Here is an 18,688-nt window from a genome sequence, read left to right as displayed (position 1 = left end):
AGGCCCCGCCCCACGGCGGGGCTTTTCGTTTGTAAGGCTCCCCGATTCACTGCCCAGGTTTTCCCCATGAAATTCGTCGACGAAGCACAGATTCGAGTCACGGCCGGTAGCGGCGGCAATGGCTGCGCCAGCTTTCGCCGCGAAAAATTCATTCCGTTCGGCGGCCCCGATGGTGGCGACGGCGGTGATGGTGGCTCCGTGTGGCTGGTGGCCGACGAAGGCCTGAACACCCTGGTCGATTTCCGCCACATGCGCCAGTTCAAGGCCCCGCGCGGCCAGAACGGCATGGGTAGCCAGATGTACGGCAAGGGCGGTGAGGACATCACCATCCGCGTGCCGGTGGGCACCGTGGTCACCAACGTCGATACTGACGAAGTGATCGGCGACCTCACCGCGAACGGCCAGCGCCTGAAGGTCGCCGAAGGCGGCCGCGGTGGCCTGGGTAACATCCATTTCAAGAGCTCGGTGAACCGTGCCCCGCGCAAGGCTACGCCGGGTACGCCGGGTGAAGTGCGCGACCTGAAGCTCGAGCTGCGCCTGCTCGCTGACGTCGGCCTGCTTGGCTTCCCCAATGCCGGCAAGAGCACCTTCATCCGTGCCGTGTCGGCGGCGACGCCGCGCGTGGCGGATTACCCGTTCACCACGCTGCACCCGAACCTGGGTGTCGTGCGTATCGGCACCGACCAGAGCTTCGTCATTGCCGATATCCCCGGCATCATCGAGGGCGCCGCCGAAGGCGCGGGCCTTGGTATCCAGTTCCTCCGCCACGTCTCGCGCACCAGCCTGCTGCTGCACGTGGTGGATATCCGCCCCATCGACGGTTCGGACCCGGTGGAGCAGGTGCAGACCATCGAGCGCGAGCTGGCCAACTTCGACAGTGAACTGGTCGAGCGTCCGCGCTGGCTGGTGATCAACAAGATGGACGTGTTCGACGACGAGGAAGAGCTCGAGGCAGCGGCAAACGACATCGTCAACCGCCTCGGCTGGACGGGTCCGTCGTTCCTGATCTCCGCCGCCGGCCAGCAGGGCGCGCGCGAAGTCTGCCTGCAGGTGCAGCAGTTCTTCGACGCCGAGCGCGCCGCCCGCAAGCTCGAGCAGGAAGCCACCGACGACGTGCGCATGCGTACCGAGTAACTCTCGGGTGTTGTGGGAGCGCGCTTGCGCGCGATGGGTGCTTGCCGCAAGGCCTATCGCGCGCAAGCGCGCTCCCACAACAGCATCGCCGTTCCGATCCTGGGCCAACAAAAAAGCCGGCTTGCGCCGGCTTTTTCGTGAACAGCGATGTCGCGCAGGCTTTAAGCCAGGTCGCGGATCTTCGCGTTCAGGCGGCTCTTGTGGCGAGCAGCCTTGTTCTTGTGGATCAGGCCGCGGGCAGCGTAGCGGTCCATGACCGGCACGGCGACAGCGTAAGCCGTGGTGGCGGCTGCCTTATCCTTGGCGTCGATCGCCTTGACGACCTTCTTCAGTGCGGAACGCACCATGGAACGCGCGCTGACGTTGCGCAGCCGGCGCTGCTCCGACTGACGCGCACGCTTCTTCGCGGACTTGATGTTGGCCAAGGTAAAGCTCCAGAGTTCGGTGGGTTTTAAAAAAGACGCCCATTGTGCGGCCAAACTGGGGCTGCGTCAATAGGTTAGGCCCCGCGCGGGAACCCCGGGCGGGAAGGGCCCCGGGGCGGTGCCCCGGAAAAGCCAGAACGGGGACTGTCCGCTGACCGGCCGGCTTTGTCAAACTAGGGGTTTACCGGTAATCCCAGGTACGGATGAAAACCCCCAGCCTCCTGCGCGGCGTGCTGTCCTTCAGCAGCATGACCATGGTTTCGCGTGTGCTCGGCCTCGTCCGTGACATGTCCATCGCCCACGTATTCGGCGCCAACGCGGCCACGGACGCTTTCTTCGTCGCCTTCCGCATCCCGAACTTCATGCGCCGGCTGTTCGCCGAAGGTTCGTTCTCCACCGCGTTCGTGCCCGTCTTTACGGAGGTGAAGGAGAAGCGCCCGCACGCCGACCTGAAGGAACTGATGGCGCGCACCTCGGGTACCCTCGGCGGTGTGCTGTTGCTGGTCACGGCCATCGGGATCATCTTCGCGCCCCAGGTCACGGCCCTGTTCTCGCCGGGCGCCGTCGACACCCCCGAGAAATTCGAGCTGACGGTGGACCTGCTCCGCCTGACTTTCCCGTTCCTTCTCTTCGTCTCGCTGACCGCCCTGAGTGGCGGGGCCCTGAACAGCTTCCACCGGTTCGGCCTGCCGGCCCTGACGCCGGTCATCCTCAACCTGTGCATGATCGCCGGCGCGCTCTGGCTGGCGCCGAAGCTGCACACGCCGATCATGGCCATGGGCTGGGCGATCCTCGTGGCCGGCGTCCTGCAGCTCGCCTTCCAGCTCCCGTCACTACGCCAGCTGGACCTGCTTACCCTGCCGCGCTGGGGCTGGAAGTCGCCCGACGTGCGCCGGATCATGCGGCTGATGGTGCCGACCCTGTTTGGCTCCTCGGTGGCCCAGATCAACCTGCTGCTGGATACGATCATCGCCTCGCTGCTGATCGCCGGCTCGCAGAGCTGGCTGTCCCAGGCCGATCGCTTCCTCGAGCTGCCGCTTGGCGTCTTTGGCGTCGCCCTCGGTACCGTGATCCTGCCGTCGCTCTCCCGCCACCACGTCAGCGACGACCGCGATGGCTTCTCCCGGGCGCTGGACTGGGGCCTGCGCACGACGCTGCTGATCGCGGTGCCGGCGATGTTCGCCCTCTTGATCCTTTCCTTCCCCCTGGTGGCCACGATCTTCCAGAACGGTCGCTTCACCGCGTTCGATACGAAGATGGCCTCGCTCTCGATCTCGGCGCTGAGCTTCGGCCTGCCGGCCTTCGCCATGGTGAAAGTCGTGCTGCCGGCGTTCTACGCTCGCAAGGACACCAAGACGCCCGTGCGCGCCGGCGTGGCGTCGCTGGTCACCAACATGCTGCTGAACGTGGTGTTCGTGGGCCTGCTGTTCTATCTCTGGGCCACGCCGGAGCAGAAGGCGGCCCCGTGGCTGCAGGGCATCGCCAGTGTCCCGGGCCTGCATATGGCACTCGGCATCGCCAGCGCCCTCGCCAGCTACATCAACCTGGGCCTGCTCTGGCGCTGGCTGGGCAAGGCGGGCGTCTACGAGCGCCAGCCGGGTTGGGCGCGGCACCTCGTGCGCCTGGCGGTGTCCTGCGGCGTGATGAGCGCCGTGCTGCTGCTGGGCCTGTACGTGTGGCCGGAGTGGAGCGATGTGAACCACACCCTGCGCGTGGTGCGGCTTGCCGTGCTGGTCTGCGCCGGCGGTGGCGCCTACGTGGCCACCCAGTTCGCCATGGGTTTCCGGCCGAGCCACCTGCGCGCCCGCTGAGCGGCCACCCCCTGTGGGAGCGTGCTTGCACGCGACGGGACTGGCGGCAGCCCCTATCGCGTGCAAGCACGCTCCCACAAGGGCTGAGCACGCATTGTGCGGCGCAATGGGGCCGCTATACTGGCCCGATGGCTTTTATTCCGCATCGACCCCAAGGCGGCCGCGCATGACGCTGCGACTCCATCGCGACGTTGACGGCGCGTGCCTGACCCCCCAGGGCAGCGTGGTGGCGATCGGCGCGTTCGACGGCCTGCACCTGGGCCACCAGGCGATCCTCGCCGAGGTGCGCCAGCGCGCTGCCGCGAAGGGCCTGGCCCCCGCCGTGATCACGTTCGACCCGCTGCCGCGCGCCTTCTTTTCGAAGGAGCCCGTGCCACGCCTCTCCGGTGTCCGTGAGAAGGCCGAGGGCATGGCGGCCGCGGGCATCGTCGAGCTGCTCTCGCTGCGCTTCGATGAAGCCCTGACGCAGATGTCCGCCGAGGATTTCGTGCGCAAGGTGATCGTCGGCCGGCTCGCCGCGCGCGAGGTGTGGGTGGGCGAGGATTTCCGCTTCGGCCACCGCCGTGGCGGCGATTTCGCGCTGCTCGAGAAGATGGGCGCGGAACTGGGCTTTACCGCCCATGCCGTGGCCGCGGTGCTGGTGGATGGCGAGCGCGTGTCCTCCTCGAAGGTACGCACCCTGCTCGCCGAAAGCCGCTTCGCCGACGCGACGGTGCTGCTCGGCCGCCCGTTCGTCATCGACGGCCACGTCGAGCACGGCAAGCAGCTGGGGCGCGAGCTTGGCTACCCGACCGCCAACGTGCATTTGCGCGAGCGCGTGAGTCCGATCCAGGGCATCTTCGCCGTGCGTATCGGTATCGGCGATGGCCCTTGCAGCTGGCCTGGCGTGGCGAGCCTCGGCTTCCGCCCGACGGTCAACGAGGTGCGTGAGCCGCTGCTCGAAGCACATCTGTTCGATTTCTCCGGCGATCTCTACGGCCAGCGCATCGGCGTGGAGTTCGTTCGCAAGCTCAGGGATGAGGAAAAATTCGACGGCCTGGAAGCCCTGGTCGCGCAGATGCGCCAGGACGAACGGGACGCCCGGCAGGCCCTGGGGATGAACCCCATCCTTGCCGATGCATGACACACCACGGTTGCCAGCGATGACCCAGGACTACAAGAACACCATCAACCTGCCGCAGACGGAATTCCCGATGCGCGGCGACCTGCCCAAGCGCGAGCCGAACTGGCTGGCGAACTGGGAGCGCGTGGGCCGCTACCAGCAGATCCAGGAAAAGACCGCCGGCCGTGACAAGGTGTTCGTGCTGCACGACGGCCCGCCGTACGCCAATGGCGCCATTCACCTTGGCCACGCGGTGAACAAGGTGCTGAAGGACGTCATCGTCAAGTCGAAGCTGATCGCCGGCTACCGCGCGCCTTACGTGCCGGGCTGGGATTGCCATGGCCTGCCGATCGAGATTGCGATCGAGAAGAAGTTCGGCAAGGCGGGCGACAAGCTCGACGCCGCGGCGTTCCGGCAGAAGTGCCGCGAATACGCGCTCGCGCAGATCGACCTGCAGCGCACCGACTTCAAGCGCCTCGGCGTCCTGGGTGACTGGGAGAAGCCGTACCGCACGCTCGATTTCACCTACGAAGCCGACATGATCCGCGCGCTCGCGCGCATCGTGGATAACGGCCACGTGGTGCGCGGTGCCAAGCCCGTGTACTGGTGCTTCGATTGCGGCTCGGCGCTGGCCGAAGCGGAAATCGAATACGCCGACAAGACCTCGCCCGCCGTGGACGTGGCGTACGACGCCGTCTATCCGAAGGAAATGGGTGCGGAGTTCGGCGTGGACGTGGGCGATGCGATCGTCGCCGTGCCGATCTGGACCACTACGCCGTGGACGCTACCGTCCAGCCAGGCCGTGTCGCTCGGTGGCGAGATCGAATACTCGCTGGTCGAAGGCCCGTCGCGCGGTGGCAAGCGCGTGCTCCTGGTGATCGCGTCGGCGCTGGCGGAGAAGGCCCTGGCTCGCTACGGCGTCGAGGGCGCGAACGTCCTGGCCCGCAAGCAGGGCGCCGCGCTGGAGAACCAGCAGCTCAAGCACCCGTTCTACGACAAGCACGTGCCCATCATCCTCGGTGACCACGTCTCCGACGAGGACGGTACCGGTGCCGTCCATACCGCGCCCGACCACGGCGCGGAAGACTTTGCGGTTGGCCAGCACTACGGCATCGGCACGCTCAACTACGTCGATGGCCGCGGCGTCTACCGCAGCGACCTGCCGCTCGCGGGCGACACCACGTTCGCCGGCATGCACATCTGGAAGGCCAACGACGCCATCGTCGACCTCCTGCGCTTCCGTGGCGTGCTGCTCGCCTCGGCGAAGCTGACCCACAGCTACCCGCATTGCTGGCGCCACAAGACCCCGGTGATCTACCGCGCCACGCCGCAGTGGTTCATCGGCATGGAAACCGCTGGCCTGCGCGATACCGCGCTCACCTCGATCAAGAGCGTGCGCTGGGTGCCGGCATGGGGCGAAGAGCGCATCCGCGGCATGGTCGAGGGCCGCCCGGACTGGTGCATCTCGCGCCAGCGCACCTGGGGCGTGCCGATCACCCTGTTCGTGGACAAGAACACCCACGAGCCGCACCCGGATTCCGTGCAGCTCATGGAGAAGGTGGCGCAGAAGGTCGCGCACGAAGGCATCGATTGCTGGTTCACCCTGGACCCGCGCGAGCTGCTGGGCGATGACGCCGACAGGTATGAGAAGGTCACCGACGTCCTCGATGTGTGGTTCGACTCGGGCGTGAGCCACTTCGCGGTCGTGGGCCAGCGCCCCGAACTGCAGGCCGGCAACGCCAGCGAGTACAAGGTCATGTACCTGGAAGGCTCCGACCAGCATCGCGGCTGGTTCCAGTCGTCGCTGCTCACCTCGGCGGCCATCCACGGCCGCGCGCCTTACGACCATGTGCTCACCCACGGCTTCACCGTGGATGCGCAGGGCCGCAAGATGTCGAAGTCGCTGGGCAACGGCATCGAGCCGCAGGACATCATGAAGACGCTGGGCGCGGACATCCTGCGCCTGTGGATCTCGTCGACCGATTACCGCAACGAAATGTCGCTGTCGGACGAGATCCTGAAGCGCGTGGCGGACACGTACCGCCGCATTCGCAATACGGCGCGCTTCCTGCTCGGCAACCTCGACGGGTTCAACCCGGACAAGGATCTGCTGGCCACGGCGGCATGCCTGCCGCTCGACCAGTGGGCCGTGCAGCAGGCCGCCGATACGCAGGCCGCGATCATCGCCGCGTACGAGCGTTACGACTTTCCGGAAATCGTCCAGCGCGTGCAGAACTTCTGCACCAACGAGCTGGGCGCGCTGTACCTGGACGTGACCAAGGACCGCCTGTACACCATGCCGACCGAAAGCCTCGGGCGGCGCAGTGCGCAGAGCGCGATGTACCGCATCGCGGAGGCCATGGTGCGCTGGATCGCGCCGATGCTGAGCTTCACCGCGGAAGAGATCTGGCAGCACCTGCCGGGCTCGCGCAGCGAATCGGTGCTGTTCGAGACCTTCTACGAGGGCCTGGACGTGCGCCAGGATGCCGAGACCCGCGCGTGGTGGAGCAAGCTGCTCACGATCCGCGAGACGGCGTCCCGCGTGCTCGAAGGCATGCGCAAGGCCGGCCAGATCGGCGCCTCGCTGGATGCCACGCTGACCCTGCACGCCGACCTGCCCACGCAGTCGGCCCTGGCGGAATCGGCGGATGAGCTGCGCTTCTTCTTCATCACCTCCGACGTGACCCTGGCGCCGCTGGAAGGCCGCCCGGCCAACGCCGAGAAAGTGGAGCTGGAGGAGGGCGAGGTGTATGTCTCGGCCGCGGTCACCGACTGGGCCAAGTGCATCCGTTGCTGGCAGCACCGCGCGGATGTGGGCCATGACCCGGCCCACCCGGAAATCTGCGGCCGCTGCGTGGAAAACGTGGCAGGGCCCGGCGAAGACCGCCGCTGGTTCTAAGCTACGAAACACCCGTGGGAGCGCGCTTGCGCGCGATCGGCTTGCCGCGAGCACCCATCGCGCGCAAGCACGCTCCCACAGTCTCGACATCACTACCGGCTTTTCGCATGACTGAACGCCCCCGCCCGAATGCGCTCGCCTGGCTCTGGCTCACCCTGGGCCTGATCGTGGCCGACCAGCTCACCAAGTGGTGGGCCCTGGTCGCGTTGCAGCCCGCGGAGACCCCGCACCCGGTGATCCCTGGGTTCCTGTACTGGACGCTGACGTTCAATACCGGTGCCGCATTCAGCTTCCTGGCCAACAGCGCCGGCTGGCAGCGCTGGTTCTTCGCCTTGCTCGCCGTGACCATCAGCGCTGTCCTGGCCACCTGGCTGGCCCGCACGCCGCGTCGCGACTGGCGTACCGCGGCACCGCTGGCGATGATCATCGCCGGGGCGCTCGGCAATCTCATCGACCGGCTGTACGCCGCGAAAGTCACGGATTTCATTTCCGTGTACTTCGGCAGCTACCCGTTCCCGGTGTTCAACGTGGCGGATTGCGCGATCTCCGTGGGCGCCGCCGGCCTGATCGTGTTCAGCCTGTTCCAGCCCAACCCCAAGAAGGCCTGACCCCGCCCATAAGCCCGTGGGAGCGCGCTTGCGCGCGATGCCCGGCATGGACCGCGAACACCCCCATCCCGTGCGATAATCCCCGGCATGGATATCATCCTCGCCAACCCCCGCGGCTTCTGTGCCGGCGTCGATCGCGCCATTGCCATCGTGGAGCGCGCGCTCGAATCGTACGGTGCGCCGATCTACGTCCGCCACGAAGTGGTACACAACCGCTACGTGGTCGAGCGCCTGCGCGCCGATGGCGCCGTGTTCGTCGAAGAGCTCGACGAGGTACCGGATAACTCCACGGTGATCTTCAGCGCGCATGGCGTGCCCAAGGCCGTGCGCGAGGAAGCCGACCGCCGCGGGCTGCGCGTGTTCGACGCCACCTGCCCGCTGGTCACCAAGGTGCATATGGAAGTCGCCCGCCTGGGTCGCGCCGGCCAGGACGTGATCCTGATTGGCCACGCCGGCCACCCGGAAGTTGAAGGCACGATGGGGCAGTGGAACCGGGCCAATCCGGGCAATATCTACCTGGTCGAGTCGGTCGAAGACGTCGCCGAGCTGGTGCCGGTACAGCCGGACAAGCTGGCCTTCGTTACCCAGACCACGCTTTCGGTGGATGACACCATCGCGATCATCAACGCGCTGCGCGCGAAGTTCGCTTCGATCGAAGGCCCGCGCAAGGACGATATCTGCTACGCCACGCAGAACCGCCAGGACGCGGTGCGCCGTCTCGCCGACGCGGTGGACCTGGTGCTCGTGGTGGGTTCGGTCAACAGCTCCAATTCCAACCGCCTGCGTGAGCTGGCGGAAAAGCAGGGCGTCCCGTCCTACCTGATCGATGGCGCGGAGCACATCGAGAAGGCCTGGATCGATGGCAAGGCCCGGATCGGCGTCACGGCGGGCGCCTCGGCCCCCGAGAAGCTGGTGAAGGAAGTCATCGCCCGCCTGCAGTCGTGGGGCGCTGGTGACGTGCGTGAGCTCGACGGCGAGGCCGAGAACATCACGTTTGCCCTGCCGAAGGAACTCCGCCTGGCCTCCTGAGGCCTTGCGCAGGGGGCTCGCGTCCCCTAGAATTCCGCGTCTCGCCGGAATAGCTCAGTTGGTAGAGCGCGTCATTCGTAATGATGAGGTCGTAGGTTCGATTCCTATTTCCGGCACCAAACACTTCCCCGATTGCCGTGGCGCGTTCGTGGAAGCAACGGAAAAACCCGCTGACGCGGGTTTTTTTTTGCCTGTCCGAAGTTCCCATGGAAAGGTGCGGCCAGTATCTTGGCCGCACGCGTATAACACTGCCCGACCTGGGCGGTTTTCGGGTAATGCCTGCGTAAAGACATTTGCGAGGGATGCATGCAAGCGACACGAGACATGGCGATCGATACGGCGCGCCTGCGCCTTGATCGGCTGGAACCGGGTGACGCGCCCGTATTGTTTGCTTATCGGGGCGACGATGCCGTCGCCCGCTACCAGGGCTGGAAACCGGCCAGCCTGGCCGAGGCGGAGGCGTTCATCGCCGGGCAGGCCGACCTGCCGTTCCCCGCCACGGATGCGTGGTGCCAGCTCGCCGTCCGCGACCGTGCCACCGGTGAACTCGTCGGCGACCTTGGCGTGCATTTCCCGGCATCCACCAGTGACGCCATCGAGTTCGGCGTCTCGCTGCGTCCCGACAGGCAGGGCAGGGGCTATGCCCGCGAAGCCTTGGCGGCCATGCTTGAGCTGGCCTTCGGCGAATGGGGCTACCGCCGTTCGGTAGGCTCGGTCGACCCGCGCAACGTGGCCAGCATCGCGCTGCTGCGGTCACTGGGCTTTCGCCAGGAGGCCCACCACGTGGAGAGCTATTTCTTCCGGGGCGAATGGGTGGACGACGTCATTTACGCCATGCTGGCGCGCGAATGGCGGCGGCCCGGCTGAACCGCGGCCGGTGTTTTGCCTGAAATGTGCAAGCCCCAGGCGCGCTGGAACACAGGGCATTCATCCGGGTGATCCCTACACTGGCTGCTACCGGTCGGACGGGCGGCGCCGGGTAACCCAACTCGAGTAAACGAACGCCATGGATCACCCAGTGCACCACTACAGGGGCTATGAAATCCTCTGCAGCCGCTCCGGCTACACCATCCTGCAAGGCGGCATCGAAGTGCTGAGCATGGGGACGGGCAATGCCGACACCCTACTCGCCGACTGCGAGTCCACCGACGACTTCCTGCCGCACGCCAGGCTGGCGATCGACAAGATGATCGGCGAAGAGGCCTGAGTTCAGGCGGCGCTGGCCAGCCGGGCCAGGGCGGCCGGCGTCGGCGGGGGCAGATGGGCGAGGGCGCCGGCGGGCAGGTAGCGCCAGTCGGCCAGGCGGCGGGGGAGCCGGGTGCCAGGCAGGCATTCACACAGCCCGCGCACGGCGTCCTCGGCGGTATCGAACCGGCCCAGTTCCGCATCGGCGCGCAATGCGCGCCAACGATGACCGTGGCTGACGATGCGGAACATGGCGTCGTGGGCGGTGTGGACGTACTGGGCTTGCACGGTCGGGCTCCTGCGTGACGGTGCTATTGTCCCGGCCAGGTCGTGACCGCTGTGTTATCCGTAAGCTACGGCCACATGGCAGCCTCAGGCACCCCCTACCGTTTGTCGGAAATCTCTGACCGCACGTCGGCGCGCGCTGGCATTGCGCCAGGCTTTAGCTGATTTTAAGGCCGTCAGAAAAGGGGTAGGGGAAATGCATCTGAGTAAGTCCAGGACGCCGCGCGGCGAGCGCGGTGCGTCCCTGATCGAGGTACTGATGGCCGTGCTGATCTTCAGCATCGGCCTCATCGGCGTGGCCGGGCTCCTGATCGTGGCGACCAAGTCAAACCATACGGCCTACGTCCGTACCCAGGTCGCGTTCCTGGCCAACAACATGGCCGACCGCATGCGGGCCAACCCCTACGGCCTGTGGGGCCTGAAATACAACGGCAGCTATCCGTTGTCGGCGGGAACCGATCCGAAGTGCGATGGTGCCCATCCCTGCACCCCTGACCAGGTGGCGCTCCGCGACCAGCTCCAGTGGGGCGACATGTTGAAGGACACGGTGCCTGGGCTGGGTACGACCAAGATCACCTGCTCCAACGACGGGCTTAGCTACAACCCCTCGAGCCAGATCGGCATGCGGCCGCCGTACGGTGGCTCCTGCAAGATGACCATCACCTGGGCGGAGCGCGGCATTACCGGCAACGACGACCGCACGGCGGATGCCACCGACGGCCTGCAATCCTTCACCTGGGTGTTCCAGCCATGAGCTCGATGTCCTTTTCCCGGTCCGCCCGTGGCGTGACCCTCGTCGAGCTGATGGTCGCGATGGTGCTTGGCCTGCTGGTCGCGGCCGGCATCATCAGCGTGTTCCTCTCGATGTCCAGCAGCAACAGCGCGCAGACGCAGATGGCTCGCCTGCAGGAAGAGGGCCGCTTTGCCGTGCAGCGGCTTACCGATGACCTGAACATGGTGAATGCGCAGTACTGCAGCAGCACGGGTGGCGTCGCCAATACCACCAGTAGCGGTGTCTACCTCGACGGCCTGCGTACGCCCATCGTGTACGCGAAGACGTTCTCGCCGCTGCACAACACCACACCGTGGGGCTCTCCCTATCCAGACACGCCCGCAGCGCCTTATCCACTGCCGTCTTTCTTCTTCATGCGTGGCTATGACTGCGACACGAGTACCTGTACGCCGACCGCCCCGGCAGAGATCCCGGAGATGGGTACGGATATCGGCAACCGCGTGGTAGGTGCCGCCGTGCTCACCGTGCGCTACCTCGACTCGGCACAAGGCTGGGCGCTCGGTGGTGCGAGCACCATGACGTCCGTGAATGGCGAAATCACCGATGTCAGCATCACGCCGGGAACTGGCGAACCGCCGCTCACCGATTTCAAGGCGGGCGACCTGGGCATGGTGGCCGACTGCTCGAACGCCACCGTGTTTGCCGTAACGGGCAATGGGAACTTCAAACCCGACGCGGATAACAATCTCGCGGTGCCGCGTGCCGTACGCCTGACCGACCAGGCTGCACCGAAGTTCTTCGATTTCTCACGCGCCTTCCGTACGGTGACGTACTACCTGCAGGTGGTCAGCAACGACGGTACCGCGACGGGTAAGAAGACCGGTGCGCTCATGCGCTGCGATAACGACAACACCGATCCTTGCCAGGAAATCGCGCGTGGCGTGGAGCGCATGGATTTCCGCTACGGGGTGGAGGATGCCAACGGCATGGTCCGCTACCTCACGGCCAACGAAGTCGATACGGCGACCGCTGGCGGCACGCTGGCGTGCCCACCCGGTGCCGCCAACCAGCTGACACCGGACGCCGGTTGCCTGTGGCGCGCGGTCAAGGCGGTGGAACTGCACCTGCTGATGGATGGCCAGAAGCCCTTGTACTCGCTCCTCGAGCCGGACCTGGCGCACTCGTACCGCCCGGATGGCATCGCCACCCCGGCAGCGCCTTCGTCCTCGGGCTTCGCCGTCAAACCGTCCGACCAGGGCTTCGACGATCACATGATGCGCCGCGAGTTCAACGTGCTCGTGATGATGCGTAACTACAACCCCTAAAGGTAACGCGCCATGGCTACGTCTCCTTCTTCGTTCCATCCCCGGCAGCAACGCGGCGTCGTACTGGTCGTTGCGCTGATCTTCCTGCTGCTGGTGACCCTGCTCGCCGTCGCCGCCTCGGGCACCTCGCTGATGCAGGAGCGCCTCGCCGGCGGTCTGCGCAACTCACAGCTGGCCGAGTGGTCGGCTGAGTCGGCCTTGCGTGGGGCGGAGTGGCGCCTGTGGCGCGCCAGCGGTGACCCGACGACGCTGATGAAGTGCACCCAGGGGGCGTTGAGCGACTGCATTTCCTACAACGCCGCGACGCCGAGCACGATTGCCGCGAAGTTCCGCTCTAATGCCGGTTGGTTCACCGACGGCGGCACGGAGTACGTATCGACGGGCGACAAGTTCACCGACGAATCGGCAGATAACAGCTTCAAGCTGGCGCATAACCCGTACTACCTCATTGAAGACCTGGGACGCGAAGTGCCGCAGGGTGCCGGCTTGCAGCGTGAATCAGGCTCCACCGGCGGCACGGGCACGGGCTACACCAGCACCAACCGCCACATCTATCGCGTGACCGCCCGCGGCGTCGGCAACAGCGAAAACGCCGTGCGTGTCCTCGAAACCACCTTCGCCGCAAAGTCGGACTGACGAACGGACCTCCTATGACCACGCATTCGTCCAAATTGAAGGCTCTCGGCGTCGCGCTGCTTCTCACGCTCTCGGGGGCGGTTGGCGCGCAAACCACGCCGAACACGGTCGACCTTAGCTCGACACCGCCTGACCTGACGCTGGCAGTCGCGCCTAACCTCATCCTGACGTACGACGACTCGGGCAGCATGATCGTGTCGTACGTGCCAGGCATCCTCGGTGACGGCGATCCGAAGTGGGGCGCAAACAAGGGTTTGATTACGGACCCGGCGACGAACACCAAGATGTGTTCGTGGTACGGCGTCGCCAACGATCCCGTGCCAGGCATACACCCGTGGGCCTTTTCTTCGGCGGTCAACACCCTGTACTACGATCCCACCGTCACCTATGTTCCTCCGAGGAAGGTTGATGGTACGCAGATGAGCAACTCAACGTTCACCGCGGCGTGGACCGACGGCATTGCGGGTACGGGTAGTACGAATCTCGCAAACGCGTACTACGTGACCTGGGCTGGTTCGTCTACGACCCCGAAGCCGAATAACATCAGGATGGCCACGCCCCTTACCAAGAATGGCAATAAGGTATCTACGACATGTAACCCTACGGACGGCTACATGGCGTTTCCGTTCGTCGATAAATTGGGGACGGCCAAGGACGACCCTGTTGGTCCGCACGCGTTTTATTATCAACTGAAATCAACAGTTGACACGACGAAGACAGCGGAGCTGTACAAGCCGACGAACTATACTGCCGTCGACGTCACGACGCTCTCAGATACTGAGAAGACGAACTTCGCGAACTGGTATTCGTATTATCGAAATCGCACGCTTGCGGCCCGGAGCAGCGTGTCCCGCGCCTTCCAGTCCATTCCGAGCAATATTCGCGTTCAGTGGCAACGTATCAACAATAATACGGGCTCGTTCACGACGGGGAAATCGGTGCTGAAGCCGCTGTCGGATGATGCGCAGCGCAAGTCTTTCTTCACCTTTCTCTATGCATCGGGCGCAAGTGGTGGTACCGCTACGCGAAGCACCACGGAGCGCGTCATGCGGTTCCTGGGTCCGACCAATAACTCGAATGATGAGAAGAATCCGTATTACGACACGTTCTATCAGAAGGAACTGACGTGCCGACGCAACTACCACCTGCTCGTAACTGATGGCGGCTGGAAAGACGATTATGACGACAAGACCAACGTGGGCTATTCGCTGACGACGGTCGACACCAAAGTAGCGGTCGATCCCCAGAATGTAGATCAGGCGTCTCATGATCTACCGGACGGCCGCAAGTACGATCCGTCGTCACCCTATACGCAGGTGTATTCGAACGGACCGGATCAGGAAGGTCATGCTGGTTTCGCTGACCAGGCGTTCTACTATTGGGCGACGCCGCTTCGCACCTTCGCGAAGAACAATGTCGTTCCCTATATCCCTGACAAGACCACCGGTAAACTGGGCGCTCCCGTGACGGGCGCGATCGGTAACGACCCAACCAAGTTGCCCGATGAAGTCTATTTCAATCCTTCCAACGATCCCGCGACCTGGCCTCACCTGGTGCAGTTTATCGTGGCTTTTGGGCTGGGCGGCAATCTGAGTTTCCCGGGAGATCTTCCGAATCTCCGGAATGGCACCAAGCAGTGGTCGGCATGGCGAGTTGCTGGTGGCACCAATAATGAGAACGTCGACGTGCCGGCGAAAGCCGACGATACGTGGCATGCGGCGATAAATAGCCGCGGCGCCATGTTCAGCGCGAACAATCCGCAGCAGTTGGTCGATCAGTTGCTGGCCGTGATCAACAGCATCGTCACCCGCGAAACGGCGCCCGTCGCCAGTGCACTCAATACTGCCGTGCTCGGTGTGAACGCGGTGACCTACGTGACGGGCTTCAACAGTACGGACTACTCCGGTTCGGTCGTCGCGAAGAGCGTGGATGGAAGCGGTAACGTAGGTGCGCTGCTCTGGGATGCCGCGGCGCTGCTCGATGCACGTGTGCCTAGCAATCGCGTGATCCTTACCTCCGCATTCAACAGCGACAAGAAGCTCGTGGGAACGGCGTTCACCTGGAGTGACTCGAGCGACCTCGGTGTCAACCTGAAGGCTGTCGATCCCCGCTATACGTCCGACAAAAATGCGCAAAAGCGTACGGATTACCTCCGCGGCGTGCGTACGGACGAGAACACGTTGTTCCGCGCGCGCGGTTCGGTCGTGGGCGCCATCATCGACTCGCAGGCCGTATATGTGGCATACCCGGCTGCCGGCTATTCCGATACCTGGCCGTCCGGCGATCCCGAGTCCCAGCTCGACTCGTCGAATAAGCTGATGTACAGCTACACGACCTTCGCCAACACGTGGGCGAAGCGTGCCCCGACCCTGTACGTCGGTGCCAACGACGGCATGCTCCACGCGTTTGATGCCACGCTCGCCAGCGACAAGTACTCGGGGACGCCCGCGGACACCGTGGATCGTGCGCCGTCGCCCGGCCAGGAGCGTTGGGCGTACATTCCCAACGCGGTCTTCAACCACCTTTACGACCAGACGGTGCTGACGAACTACAAGTTCATCCCCACCGTGGATGCTACCCCGGTGGTCCGTGATGTGTTCTTCTCCTCGGGCACCAAGGGTTGGCATTCGATCCTGATCGGCGGCCTGCGCATGGGTGGCCGTGGCGTCTACGCGCTCGATATCACCGATCCGGGGGCGACCGAGGCGGGAGCCGCGAGCAAGGTGCTCTGGGAATTCAACAGCTCCGTGGCGTCGACGACAGCGGGTAACCCGGCCAACCTGGGTTACACCTATGGCCGCCCGAACGTCGGTCGGCTCGCGAACAAGAAGTGGGTGGTCCTGATCCCGAGCGGCTACTTCCCGACGGGTACGGACTGCAAGGACATTCCCGCGGCATGCAACAAGACCAGCTCGCTGTTCGTCGTGGACGCGCAGACGGGCGAGCTGATCAAGGAGCTCACGACGCCGGCGGGCACCACGAGCTTTGGCCTGTCGTCCCCGGTGCTCGGCGATTACAACAGCGATCAGGTGGATGACGTCGCCTTTGCCGGCGACCTGCAGGGGCAGTTGTGGCGTTTCGACCTTAGCGATCCGGATCCGAAGAAGTGGGCGGTCGATCTGGCCTACAATCCTTCCTCGGACAACCTTGGCAAGCGTCCGATTACCGTCATGCCGCGCCTGTTCGCCGACCCGAACACGCAGAACTTCATCGTAGTCTTCGGTACGGGCAAGTACTTGGGTGGTAGCGACAACACCATCGATTCCACGACTCCGGTGCAGGGTGTGTACGGTATTCGCGAACCCGGCAAGCCTGGCCAGGCGGCGGTTCAGGAAGCCTCGTTGATCAAGCAGAAGATGACCGAGGTCGACCAGATCCGTGGCCTCAAGGCGGACCCAGTGCCACTCGTCGACAAGGACGGCCATGCGGTGGGTGGCTGGTACTTCGACCTGGTCGTGACCGATGCGGACAACAAAGTCACCGATGCCGGCGAGCGCGTCGTGGTCGATCCGACGGCCCTGTTCGATAGCGGCCGCGCGATCGTGACCACGCTGATCCCGACCGGTAGCGATCCGTGCGAGCCCGATCGCCAGGGTGCGGTGCTGGTCATCGATGCTGCCACCGGCGGCGCGGGTGCAGGAGTTGGCTTCGGCACGATCAAGAACTGGCCGGATGGCTACTCCCAGGCAGGTGCCCGCGTGACCAACGTGCCCACCAACGGCCAGTTGCCGGCGGCGACCCAGGTGGGCGGCGGCCAGATCTACCTGCCGGGCATCTCGCTCTCCAAGAGCGGTGCGACGTTCGGCTTCGGCGATGCGATCTGGCGCCGTCGTTCGTGGCGCGTGCTCAATAACGGGAACAATTGATCATGACGAAGCACAGGGGGCAACGCGGGCAGGGCGGCTTTACCCTGCTCGAACTGATGATCGTGGTCACGGTGATCGCGATCCTTACGGCAATCGCCGTATCGTCTTACAACCGATATGCCTTTCGCGCGCGCCGTACGGATGCGCAAGGCATGTTGATGCGGGTCGCTACGGCGCAGGAGCGTTACTACGCGACCTACAACAAGTACGCGACCTCGGTGACGGGGGATCTGAAGTTCGGCACGGATACCACGGACAATGGTTACTACCAGATCAGCCTGGCGGCCATAAAGGACATCACCACCGACTACATAGCGACGGCTACGCCGCAGGCCGGCCAGGCGAAGGACACGTGCGCGAAGTTGACGATCAACTCCCTCGGCGTCAAATCGCAGAGCGGACAAGACAACGCCAATGGGAGGTGCTGGTGAAATCCCGGATGCCCATGCATTCTCGCGAGATCGCCGGCTTGTCGCTGGTTGAGCTGATGATCACCATCCTCGTGCTTGCGATCTTGTTGGCCGTGGCCGTCCCGTCGTTGCGCACGGCGATGCGTCGCGGGTACGTTTCGAATACGACCAACGACCTTGCGGGTGACCTGGCCTACGCTCGAGCCGAAGCGGCCGGGCGGCACAAATATGTCTCGATCTGCCGTTCCACGGATGCGGAGACATGTGATACCGGCACATCCAGTTCGTACGCCACCGGCTGGCTTATCTACGCTTACGACGGGGGCAGCACGGGTCCGAACCAGGCCTACAGCACCACCGCCGACCCCGCGCATGCGCTCCTGCGTGCATCGAAAGGGGATGACCGGACCTCCATATCGGCCACTGATGAGAAGGTGCTGACGTTCAACCAGAGCGGCCTGCCCGTGACCAACAACGGGCGCACGGCCGAGAACTTCGTCATCTGTGTGCTCAACAAGTCGGGAGATGGCGCGGAGAGCACGGCGGAAGTCCCGGGCCGGCAGGTTTCCCTGAATCCATCCGGAGGGGTCTCGATCGCCGAATTGGCCCCGGCGGCGGCCTGCACCCTGTAGCCCGGGGCCGTTGACGTGCCGGTCGCTCCCCCGTAAAATGCGCGGCTCGATGGGCGGTTAGCTCAGCGGTAGAGCACTGCCTTCACACGGCAGGTGTCACAAGTTCGATCCTTGTACCGCCCACCATCGAATCCTTGAAAACCCGGCCTCGCGCCGGGTTTTTTTTGCCCCGCCGTTCCCTAAGCCCCGGGGAAGGCGCCAGCCCTTAGAATCGCCGGACGCACGCCCCAGGACATCGCCATGCACGAAGCCCTCACCGAGCTCCACCTGATCACCCTTACCCCGTGGAAGATCATCGGCCTTATCGGCACCTTGCTCTTCACCGCGCGCTGGTTCGTCCAGTTCTACGCCACGAAGAAGAACAAGAAGGTCACGGTACCCATGTCGTTCTGGTACCTGTCCGTCAGCGGCAGCGTCCTGACCCTGGCCTATTTCATCTGGGGCAAGAACGATTCCGTCGGCATCATCCAGACCGCCTTCCCGATGCTCGTGTCCTTCTACAACGTGTTCGCGCACCTGAAGAACAAGGACAACAAGGAAACGGTGAAGCCGGGCGGCCCGGAAGAGACCTGACCCGGCTGCTGTGGGAGCGCGCTTGCGCGCGATGG

Annotated in this window: 17 protein-coding genes and 2 tRNA genes; 17 read left to right on the top strand and 2 right to left on the bottom strand. The window is 64.6% G+C overall.

All coding sequences use genetic code 11. From position 1 onward, the window contains the following. Nucleotides 1–66 precede the first annotated feature (66 nt). A complete protein-coding gene (gene cgtA / locus ACZ6YI_RS00710) occupies nucleotides 67–1,134 on the top strand; it encodes an Obg family GTPase CgtA (RefSeq protein ID WP_465777007.1) in 1,068 nt (355 codons plus the stop codon). A 161-nt stretch (nucleotides 1,135–1,295) separates the two neighbouring features. On the opposite strand, the gene rpsT is transcribed toward cgtA, so the two are convergent. Further along, on the bottom strand, nucleotides 1,296–1,559 hold the full coding sequence (gene rpsT, locus ACZ6YI_RS00705; protein ID WP_331646514.1) for a 30S ribosomal protein S20: 264 nt from the start codon (nucleotides 1,557–1,559) through the stop codon (nucleotides 1,296–1,298). Between the two features lie 203 nt (nucleotides 1,560–1,762). On the opposite strand from rpsT, the gene murJ reads away from it, so the two are divergent. The 8 genes from murJ (at nucleotide 1,763) to ACZ6YI_RS00665 (ending at nucleotide 10,215) form a co-directional block, all read left to right on the top strand. After that, a complete protein-coding gene (gene murJ, locus ACZ6YI_RS00700) occupies nucleotides 1,763–3,370 on the top strand; it encodes a murein biosynthesis integral membrane protein MurJ (RefSeq protein WP_465777006.1) in 1,608 nt (535 codons plus the stop codon). A gap of 166 nt (nucleotides 3,371–3,536) precedes the next feature. Beyond that, on the top strand, nucleotides 3,537–4,493 hold the full coding sequence (locus tag ACZ6YI_RS00695; RefSeq protein WP_440325610.1) for a bifunctional riboflavin kinase/FAD synthetase: 957 nt from the start codon (nucleotides 3,537–3,539) through the stop codon (nucleotides 4,491–4,493). Between the two features lie 19 nt (nucleotides 4,494–4,512). After that, nucleotides 4,513–7,371: an isoleucine--tRNA ligase gene (ileS, locus tag ACZ6YI_RS00690; protein ID WP_465777005.1), complete on the top strand. Its 2,859-nt coding sequence runs from the start codon at nucleotides 4,513–4,515 to the stop codon at nucleotides 7,369–7,371. 107 nt (nucleotides 7,372–7,478) lie between these two features. Then, entirely contained in the window at nucleotides 7,479–7,979 is a 501-nt protein-coding gene (gene lspA / locus ACZ6YI_RS00685) for a signal peptidase II (RefSeq protein ID WP_440328004.1), read from the top strand. An 87-nt stretch (nucleotides 7,980–8,066) separates the two neighbouring features. Further along, nucleotides 8,067–9,008 (top strand): 4-hydroxy-3-methylbut-2-enyl diphosphate reductase, encoded by a 942-nt coding sequence (gene ispH, locus ACZ6YI_RS00680; RefSeq protein ID WP_465777004.1) that lies wholly within the window; start codon nucleotides 8,067–8,069, stop codon nucleotides 9,006–9,008. Nucleotides 9,009–9,051: 43 nt separating this feature from the next. Then, nucleotides 9,052–9,127: transfer RNA gene (locus ACZ6YI_RS00675), tRNA-Thr, on the top strand. A gap of 187 nt (nucleotides 9,128–9,314) precedes the next feature. Beyond that, complete coding sequence (locus ACZ6YI_RS00670) at nucleotides 9,315–9,875, top strand: GNAT family N-acetyltransferase (RefSeq protein WP_465777003.1); 561 nt, start codon at nucleotides 9,315–9,317, stop codon at nucleotides 9,873–9,875. A gap of 139 nt (nucleotides 9,876–10,014) precedes the next feature. Beyond that, nucleotides 10,015–10,215 carry a hypothetical protein gene (locus ACZ6YI_RS00665; RefSeq protein ID WP_465777002.1) on the top strand — a complete coding sequence of 67 codons (201 nt, stop codon included), beginning with the start codon at nucleotides 10,015–10,017 and terminating at the stop codon, nucleotides 10,213–10,215. A 2-nt stretch (nucleotides 10,216–10,217) separates the two neighbouring features. Here ACZ6YI_RS00665 and ACZ6YI_RS00660 read toward each other — a convergent pair whose 3' ends face one another. Then, nucleotides 10,218–10,481 carry a hypothetical protein gene (locus tag ACZ6YI_RS00660; protein ID WP_465777001.1) on the bottom strand — a complete coding sequence of 88 codons (264 nt, stop codon included), beginning with the start codon at nucleotides 10,479–10,481 and terminating at the stop codon, nucleotides 10,218–10,220. 193 nt (nucleotides 10,482–10,674) lie between these two features. On the opposite strand from ACZ6YI_RS00660, the gene pilV reads away from it, so the two are divergent. The 8 genes from pilV to ACZ6YI_RS00620 all read left to right on the top strand — a co-directional run bounded on the left by pilV (nucleotide 10,675) and on the right by ACZ6YI_RS00620 (nucleotide 18,653). Further along, the gene (gene pilV / locus ACZ6YI_RS00655; RefSeq protein WP_465777000.1) at nucleotides 10,675–11,232 is read left to right on the top strand and encodes a type IV pilus modification protein PilV; all 558 of its coding nucleotides are present in this window, start codon (nucleotides 10,675–10,677) and stop codon (nucleotides 11,230–11,232) included. Next, entirely contained in the window at nucleotides 11,229–12,536 is a 1,308-nt protein-coding gene (locus ACZ6YI_RS00650) for a PilW family protein (RefSeq protein ID WP_465776999.1), read from the top strand. The genes pilV and ACZ6YI_RS00650 overlap by 4 nt, the downstream gene beginning before the upstream one ends. A 12-nt stretch (nucleotides 12,537–12,548) precedes the next feature. Continuing rightward, on the top strand, nucleotides 12,549–13,172 hold the full coding sequence (locus ACZ6YI_RS00645; protein ID WP_465776998.1) for a pilus assembly PilX family protein: 624 nt from the start codon (nucleotides 12,549–12,551) through the stop codon (nucleotides 13,170–13,172). A 14-nt stretch (nucleotides 13,173–13,186) separates the two neighbouring features. Beyond that, nucleotides 13,187–17,038 carry a pilus assembly protein gene (locus tag ACZ6YI_RS00640; protein WP_465776997.1) on the top strand — a complete coding sequence of 1,284 codons (3,852 nt, stop codon included), beginning with the start codon at nucleotides 13,187–13,189 and terminating at the stop codon, nucleotides 17,036–17,038. Nucleotides 17,039–17,040: 2 nt separating this feature from the next. Next, nucleotides 17,041–17,469 carry a type IV pilin protein gene (locus tag ACZ6YI_RS00635; protein WP_465776996.1) on the top strand — a complete coding sequence of 143 codons (429 nt, stop codon included), beginning with the start codon at nucleotides 17,041–17,043 and terminating at the stop codon, nucleotides 17,467–17,469. A 14-nt stretch (nucleotides 17,470–17,483) separates the two neighbouring features. Further along, nucleotides 17,484–18,080, top strand: coding sequence for a GspH/FimT family pseudopilin (locus ACZ6YI_RS00630; protein WP_465776995.1), 597 nt, complete (start codon nucleotides 17,484–17,486; stop codon nucleotides 18,078–18,080). A 51-nt stretch (nucleotides 18,081–18,131) separates the two neighbouring features. Beyond that, nucleotides 18,132–18,206, top strand: a tRNA-Val gene (locus ACZ6YI_RS00625). A gap of 114 nt (nucleotides 18,207–18,320) precedes the next feature. Then, nucleotides 18,321–18,653 (top strand): lipid-A-disaccharide synthase N-terminal domain-containing protein, encoded by a 333-nt coding sequence (locus tag ACZ6YI_RS00620; RefSeq protein ID WP_465776994.1) that lies wholly within the window; start codon nucleotides 18,321–18,323, stop codon nucleotides 18,651–18,653. Nucleotides 18,654–18,688: the final 35 nt, after the last annotated feature.

This window comes from Luteibacter sp. NPDC104163, from assembly GCF_055584245.1.
The sequence above is the reverse complement of the archived record's forward strand: the minus strand, read 5'-3'. Positions and strand labels throughout refer to the sequence as shown.